The following is a 7,240-nucleotide window of genomic DNA, read 5'->3' as shown; positions in this document are numbered from 1 at the left end:
AACCAGACGATCGCGCAGATCGAGCTGTTCACGAAGCAGTCGGAGTACCCGACCGGCGTCTACGTGCTGCCCAAGCACCTCGACGAGAAGGTCGCCCGGCTCCACCTGGACGCCCTCGGCGTGAAGCTCACGACGCTGCGCCCGGAGCAGGCGGCGTACATCGGCGTCGACGTGGACGGCCCGTACAAGGCCGACCACTACCGCTACTGAACGAGCGTCCCGCCGGGTGGCGGGGCCCGTACGGCGGCCGTTACGGCACGTACGGGCCCCGCTGCCTACTCGGGGTCCCCGAACCAGCACCCCAGCGCCCCGGCCAGGGTCTCCGCGTCCCCGCCGTCGCCGCGGGCCGACCAGGCGATGTAACCGTCGGGCCGCACCAGCAGGGCGTCCGTGCCCAGCTGCTCGGTCGCGGTCGCCGTCACCACGTTCACCCGGAAGCGCCACGGCTCGGCGGCTTTGAGCAAGTCCTCCGAGTCGGCCAGCAGCAGCAACAACGGCCGCGCGCTGTGCAGGAGTTCGGAAAGACCGGTGACCGAGTCGCCGGTCTTCAGCAGCATGTCGGGGGCGAAGCGGCCGGCCAGCGGGTCGCCGGCCCGGCCGGTGTCGTAGTGGACGTCGACTCCGCTGATCATGCCGCCGAGGTACTGGTTGACGTCGTCGAAGTGCATCATCCGGGCGAACAGGGTGCGCAGCGAGTCCATGCGGGGGTCGGGGTCCATCAGGGCCACCTGGGCGCGCACGTTCTCCAGGACCGCCTCGGCGATGGGCGCGCGCTCGGTCTCGTACGTGTCGAGCAGTCCGGCCGGCGCCCAGCCGTGCACCTCGGCGGCGAGTTTCCAGCCCAGGTTGACGGCGTCCTGAAGGCCGAGGTTGACGCCCTGGCCGCCGGCCGGGAAGTGGACGTGCGCGGCGTCGCCGGCCAGCAGGACCCTGCCGACGCGGTAGTGCTCGGCCTGCAGGGCGGCGTCACTGAACCGGGTGAGCCAGCTCGGTGAGTCCATCGGTACCGGGTGGCCCGCGATCCGCTCCACCTCCGCCCGGAACTCGTCCAGGGTCACGGGCGCCTGCCGGTCCGGGTGCGGGCCGCGGAAGTCGTAGATGCACACCCGGCTGCGTCCGAACAGGTTGAGCCACACCAGGGTCCAGCCCCGCGGGTTGCGCTGCCAGCCCTGCGGAGCCCGCGCCGGGTCCAGCAGGCGGACCTCGCCGATCAGGGCGCCGACGCGGGCGGGCGTGCCGGTGAACGGGATGCCGGTCAGTCTGCGCACGGCGCTGCGGGCGCCGTCGGCCCCGACCACCCAGGACGCACGCAGTGTGTCCGTGACGCCCTGGGAATCGCGTACGGTCAGGCGTATCGCGTCCGCTTCCTCGTCGAGGCCGACGAGTTCGCGGTCGCGCCGGATGCGCGCTCCGAGCCGTTCGGCTTCGGTCGCGAACACCTCCTGGGCCCAGGCCTGGGGGCTGCCCACCATGACGGGGCCCTCGGTGACGACACGGCTCAGGTCGAGGTCGAACATGCCGGAGAAGTGGAACGGCACGGGGCCACGGCCCACCGGCGGGGCAGGCGGGCCGGGCTGCACGGCCTTGAGGAGTCCGCGCCGGTGCAGGGTCTGCGCGGTGCGGGCGTGCAGTGTCCCCGCCTTCGACTCACCGGTCGGCGCGGGCAGCTTCTCCAGGACGGTGACGCGCACGCCCAGCAGGGCCAGTTCCCGGGCGAGCAGCATGCCGACGGGCCCGCCGCCGACGACGGCGACCTGGGTGTCCACGGCTGGGCTGTTCGGCATCGGCGCTCCTGCGGTGGTAGACGACACTCTGGGCATCCGTTCGGATGCTGTACGTCAGGAGGAACACCGGCCCGCGCCGACGGGTTGCACGACGGTGCCGGTTCAGCTGCCCGGCAGCCGCACGGACTGCCGGTGCCGGAAGACGTTGCCGGGGTCGTACGCCTGCTTGATGCGCTGGAGGCGACGGTAGTTGCCCTTGTAGTACAGGTCGTGCCAGGGCGTGCCCGAGCGGTTGAACTCCGGCGAACCGAGGTCGGCGTCGGGGTAGTTGACGTAGCAGCCGTCGGTGACCGCGCCGGGGACGGGCACGCCGCCGGTGTCGGCGTACATGTCGGCGTAGAACTCGCGCAGCCAGCGTACGCAGTCCTTCTCGTCGGCCGGGTCGTCCCACCAGATCATCCAGGCCAGCTTGTACGCGGCGTCCCGGTGGGCGCTCGCCGTGGCGTCCTGGGCGACGGCCGAGACCTGGCCGGCGAAGGAGCTGAGCATGACCGAGCCCGTCGGGTTGCCGATGTCCGTGCGGGTCAGGTGACGGTGGAGCGCGGCCAGTTGGCGCTGCGGGAAACCGGCCTTCATGTACGCCGACTTGAAGTCGCTCTTCTGGGTCGGGTCGTTGGTGGTGGGGTTGGCCGTGCCGAGGTAGCGGGCCGCCTGCAGCCAGGGAAGGCGGCGCGGGGCGGCCAGATCCGGCAGCGCGGCCAGCTCACCCATCCGCGTGGTGACCGGACCGTGCGCGACGGTGACGCCCTCGGTGACCGCCGTGAGGAACTCGTCGTGCAGCCGGGCCGCGCCGGGCACGCTCGCGTCGACGTGCGTGATCAGGCCGACGGCTCCGTTGGAGACGTGGTTGAGGGAGAGCAGGCTGCACACGGCGGTCGCCGGGTCGTCTGGAGCGGCGTGGCGCACGTGCCAGTCCGCGTAGTTGCGGACCAGCCGTGTGAAGGACCGCTCGTCCAGGTCGGCCCACTTCCACGAGACGGCGCTGACGAGGACCTCCGGCGGCGGGGCCGGCAGCAGCCGGGCCGGGTCCGTGCCGCTCGCGCCGGGGCTGCGGAACCAGTAGCGGGTCACGACGCCGAAGTTGCCGCCGCCCCCGCCGGTGTGCGCCCACCACAGGTCCCGGTTCGGGTCGTCGTCCTCGCGGGTGGCGACGACGGTGCGCACGGTGCCGTCGGCGTTCACCACGACGACCTCGACCGCGTACAGATGGTCCACCACCAGGCCGAGCCGGCGGCACAGCAGTCCCCAGCCGCCGCCGCTGACGTGGCCGCCCGCCCCGACCTGGAAGCACATGCCCGCCGGCACGATGACGCCCCAGGTGCGGTACAGGCGCTCGTAGACGTCGAGGAGCTGGGCGCCCGGCTGCACCATGAAGGCGTTCATGGACGGGTCGAAGTCCACGTCCCGCATCGCCGACATGTCGATGACCGCCTGCACGTCGGGGCTGAAGACGAAGTCCTCCCAGCAGTGTCCGCCGCTGCGCACCGTGAGCCGCTTGCCGGCCCGGACCGCCTGCCGGACGGCGGTGGCGACCTGGGCGGTCGAGCGCGGAACGTAGACAGCCTCGGGCCGGCCGATGTAGCGCTGGTTCCAGCCCCGGACGAGGTCCGGGTAGCGCGCGTCGCCAGGGGTGACGGTCACCAGTTCCTCCGGCTGGGCCACCGCCTGCCCGGCGGGCAGCAGCACCCCGCCGCCGATCCCGGCGCTCGCCGCGAGCACCCCGCGTCTGCTCACCTGTCGCCTGCCGTGCGTCATGGGGCCTCCCCTCCCGCTGTCGCGTGCGGATCACACGCGGATGCCGCCGACGCTAGGCATCCGGCGGCGGTTGCCGCACTCCGCATCTTGCGGCGTGCTCGGCGCGGGACACCTGGCTCGATTCTTCAGAGGCCACTGCGACAGTTCAGCCCGGGACCCGCAGCGGAATCCCACCCGAACCCTGTGACCAGGAACGAGGAGGGGTGTCATGTCGAGCATGCCGCTCACCGGTAAGTCGGTGCGCCTGGCACGATTGTCCCGGCCGGGAGACGGCCGGTTCCTGTTCGTGCCGCTGGACCATTCCGTGTCCGACGGGCCCGTGGCCACCGCCGCCGGCTTCGGCGACCTGGTCCGCTCCATCGCGGACGGCGGCGCCGACGGCGTAGTCGTCCACAAGGGCAGGGCGCGCATGATCGCGCCGGCGCTGCTCACGCGGTGCTCCCTCGTGGTGCATCTGAGCGCGAGCACCGCGCACGCACCCGACGTCAACGCCAAGGTGCTGGTCGGAGACGTGGAGGAGGCGGTCCGGCTGGGCGCGGACGCGGTCAGCGTGCACGTGAACATCGGCTCCGACACCGAGGCGGAGCAGCTCGCCGACCTCGGCGCCGTGGCCGCGGCCTGCGACCGCTTCGGCATGCCGCTCATGGCCATGATCTATCCGCGTGGTCCCCGTGTGACCGATCCGACCGACCCGACGCTCGTCGCCCATGTGGTGAACATCGCCGCGGATCTGGGCGTCGACATCGTCAAGACGGTGCTCGTCGCCCCGCCGGAGCGCATGGAAGAGGTGATCGCCTCCTCGCCGTTGCCGGTGGTGGTGGCGGGCGGCGGCTCCACCGAACGCAACCTGTACGAGTTCGCGGTCACCGCCATGGATCTGGGTTGCGCCGGACTCGCTGTCGGACGACGGGTGTTCACCAGCCCGTCGCCCGAGAAGGCGGTCCGGGAACTGGCCTCAATCATTCACCGCCGCGAGCTCACGTCCGAGCCCGCGCCGCAGACCGAGATGGCAGGTGTGTTGTGAAGTTTGCCTGGATCGACCTCCGGACCGTGCCCGCCGAACACCGCGAGGCGGTCGTCGACGCCGCGATCCACGCCCGGGTCGACGGCATCGTCGACAGCGACCCGGAGCGCCTCGCCCTGCTGCCGAACACCGTCAAGCGCGTCCTCGCGCCGGGCGCGCGCATCGGCGAGGAGGCCCCGGAGGACCTGATCGTGCTGCGCGAGGTCGTCGACGTCGACAGCCTCGGCGCGCTGGAGAGCCTGCACCGCGCCGGCGAGAAGGACACCGCCGCCTGGGTCAACGTCGTCGACGACCCCACCCTGAAGCTCGCCTGTGAGGCCGCACGTGAACTCCCCTTCACCGTAGTGGAGTTCAAGGACCCGACGAAGATCCCGCTGGAGATCGTGATCGCCGCCGCGGACGCCTCGCCGGGACAGCTGATCTGCCAGGCCTCCGACATCGAGGAGGCGCAGATCATCGTCGACGTCCTGGAGAAGGGCTCCGAGGGCGTCCTGGTGGCCCCGCGCTCCGCCAACGACGTCTTCGCGCTGGTGGAGATGTTGCGGGTGAAGACCCCGGACCTGCAGCTTCAGACGCTCACCGTCGAGTCGATCGAGCACCTCGGCCTCGGTGACCGCGTCTGCATCGACACGTGCACGCACTTCGAGAAGGACGAGGGCATGCTGGTCGGCTCCTACGCGCACGGCTTCGTGCTGTGCGTGAGCGAGACGCACCCGCTGCCGTACATGCCGACCCGCCCGTTCCGCATCAACGCGGGCGCGCTGCACAGCTACGTGTTCGGGGCGGACAACCGCACCAACTACCTGAGCGAGCTCAAGGCCGGCAGTCCGGTGCTCGCCGTCGGCGCCGACGGCCGCACCCGCCGCATCGTGGTGGGCCGCATCAAGCTGGAGTCCCGCCCGCTGCTCGGCATCAAGGCCGTGTCGCCGGAGGGCGTGGAGGTCAGCCTGATCGTGCAGGACGACTGGCACGTGCGGGTGCTCGGCCCCGGTGCGGCGGTGCTGAACGTGACGGAGCTGAAGAAGGGCGACCAGTTGCTGGGTCATGTGGCCACCGACAAGCGCCACGTGGGCTGGCCGGTCGGCGAGTTCTGCGTCGAGAAGTAGGCGACAGGCGTCCGGGGCCGCTCTCGTCGCGGCCCCGGCGCCGCGGCGAGGAGTCCGGTGGAGACGATGACGCAACGGTCCTGGTGGGGTGCCGAACTACTCGGCCGCCACGCCGACGACATGGTGTGGGCACGTGCCGCAGAGCGCGAGGTCACGTTTGGCAGGATGCGCCGCGAGACGGCCTGGCTGGCCGATGTGCTGGAGCAGTACGGCATCCGGGCGCACAGCACGGTCGCCCTGTACGCCAACGCGAGTTTCACGCACCTGTGGACGCTGTTCGCGCTGTGGTCGCTCGGCGCCCAGGTGGTGCTGAGGGAGACACCGCCCGGCCGGTGGTCACGGGATGTCCCGCCCGGGGCACAGCCGGCGCAGTTCTCGGTGTCGCTCGGCGAGAGCCGCAGACGGCCCGATGACTTCGTCGACGAGTGCGAGGTTCTGGTGCGCCGCCACTCCGACGGCCGTCCCCGGGCGGGCGGGCACTGCCTCGTGCAGTTCTCGTCGGGAACCACCGGGCGTCCCAAGGCGGTCGGCAGGAGTCCGCGGTCGCTCCTGGCGGAGCTGGACCGGCTCGCCGCCGTGGACGGCGCACCGCGCCACGGTGAGCGGGTTGCCGTGCTGGAGCCGCTCACGCACTCCTTCGGGCTGATCGCTGGGGTGCTCCACTCCCTCGCGGTGGGCGCGACGGTGGTGCTGCCGGTGGCCCGCACGGCGGCGGCGACCGTGCGGGCGGCTGCCGACGCGCACGTCGTGCTGGGCAATCCGCACCACTTCCGCCCGCTGGCGCGGGCCGAGCCCGGAGAGCTGCGGCACCTCCGGCTGGCCGTGTCGAGCGGTGACGCCCTGCCGCCCGAGATCCCCGCGATGTTCCACGGCCGCCACGGGGTACGTGTCGGCCAGGCCTACGGCACGACCGAGACGGGCCTCGTCGCCGCCGACCTCACCGGCCGCTTCGGCCCGGCCGTCGTCGGCGTGCCGGTGCCCGGCGCCCGTACCCGTGTGGTCGGCGGGGTGCTGGAGGTGCACGTCCCCGAGTCCCCGTATCTGTACGACGACACGCCCTGGACGGGCGGCTGGATGTCCACCCGTGACCTGGTCACGTGTGATCCCCGGACCGGTGCTCTGCGTCTGCGCGGGCGGGTCCAGGGCGTCGGGGACGCCTCGGTCGACCTGCTGCGCATCGAGTCGGTGCTGCGGGCCCACCGGCACATCACGGACGCGGTGGTCCTCGGGGTCGGCCCGATCGAGGCGCATGTGGCGAGCAGTGCGGAACTGGACGGCGAGGACCTGCGTTCCTGGTGCCGCCGGTTCCTCGGCGGGGCGCCGGCGCCGGACCGCTACCACCTGCTGCGGGAGCTGCCCCGCACCGCCAACGGCAAGGCAGTGCGGGACCGTGGCGTCCTGCGCCGTCACCGGACGCACCCGCCCGGGGCGTGCCGCTGCATCAGCTGGTGAGCCGCCCGGCAGCCGAGAACCGCGGCCGGACGGCGAAGGCCCGCTCGGGCGGCTCGGTGCCCGGGCGGGCGACGCGGCGGCGCGCGCCTTCGTCTTGGCGCGCGCGAGCACGGCGGGAC

At 72.3% G+C, this 7,240-nt stretch carries 6 protein-coding genes; 4 read left to right on the top strand and 2 right to left on the bottom strand.

Annotation, left to right across the window (positions count from 1 at the left end):
* The coding region (locus AB0J12_RS22620; protein ID WP_363266139.1) for an adenosylhomocysteinase at positions 1 to 210 on the top strand (210 nt) is incomplete at its 5' end.
* A 65-nt stretch (positions 211 to 275) separates the two neighbouring features.
* On the opposite strand, the gene AB0J12_RS22615 is transcribed toward AB0J12_RS22620, so the two are convergent.
* A complete protein-coding gene (locus AB0J12_RS22615) occupies positions 276 to 1,784 on the bottom strand; it encodes an FAD-dependent monooxygenase (protein ID WP_363266138.1) in 1,509 nt (502 codons plus the stop codon).
* A 102-nt stretch (positions 1,785 to 1,886) separates the two neighbouring features.
* Positions 1,887 to 3,539, bottom strand: coding sequence for an FAD-binding oxidoreductase (locus AB0J12_RS22610; protein WP_363266137.1), 1,653 nt, complete (start codon positions 3,537 to 3,539; stop codon positions 1,887 to 1,889).
* Between the two features lie 217 nt (positions 3,540 to 3,756).
* Here AB0J12_RS22610 and AB0J12_RS22605 point away from each other — a divergent pair, with 217 nt between their 5' ends.
* From AB0J12_RS22605 to AB0J12_RS22595, 3 genes are all read left to right on the top strand, one after another.
* Positions 3,757 to 4,563 carry a 2-amino-3,7-dideoxy-D-threo-hept-6-ulosonate synthase gene (locus AB0J12_RS22605; RefSeq protein WP_363266155.1) on the top strand — a complete coding sequence of 269 codons (807 nt, stop codon included), beginning with the start codon at positions 3,757 to 3,759 and terminating at the stop codon, positions 4,561 to 4,563.
* Entirely contained in the window at positions 4,560 to 5,669 is a 1,110-nt protein-coding gene (locus tag AB0J12_RS22600) for a 3-dehydroquinate synthase II (RefSeq protein WP_363266136.1), read from the top strand. Before AB0J12_RS22605 ends, AB0J12_RS22600 begins: the two co-directional genes overlap by 4 nt.
* A 66-nt stretch (positions 5,670 to 5,735) precedes the next feature.
* Positions 5,736 to 7,121 (top strand): class I adenylate-forming enzyme family protein, encoded by a 1,386-nt coding sequence (locus AB0J12_RS22595; protein ID WP_363266135.1) that lies wholly within the window; start codon positions 5,736 to 5,738, stop codon positions 7,119 to 7,121.
* The last annotated feature ends 119 nt before the right edge of the window (positions 7,122 to 7,240 follow it).

Origin of the sequence: Streptomyces sp. NPDC049915, assembly GCF_040656475.1 — a bacterium.
GTDB lineage: Bacteria > Actinomycetota > Actinomycetes > Streptomycetales > Streptomycetaceae > Streptomyces.
Note: the sequence above shows the minus strand (reverse complement) of the source record. Positions and strands in the feature narration are given on the sequence as shown.

Excerpts from the sequence above, each read along its gene's own strand:
- AB0J12_RS22615 (WP_363266138.1), bottom strand. The coding sequence starts at position 1,784 with ATGCCGAACAGCCCAGCCGTGGACACCCAGGTCGCCGTCGTCGGCGGC.
- AB0J12_RS22610 (WP_363266137.1), bottom strand. The coding sequence starts at position 3,539 with ATGACGCACGGCAGGCGACAGGTGAGCAGACGCGGGGTGCTCGCGGCG.
- AB0J12_RS22605 (WP_363266155.1), top strand. The coding sequence starts at position 3,757 with ATGCCGCTCACCGGTAAGTCGGTGCGCCTGGCACGATTGTCCCGGCCG.
- AB0J12_RS22595 (WP_363266135.1), top strand. The coding sequence starts at position 5,736 with ATGACGCAACGGTCCTGGTGGGGTGCCGAACTACTCGGCCGCCACGCC.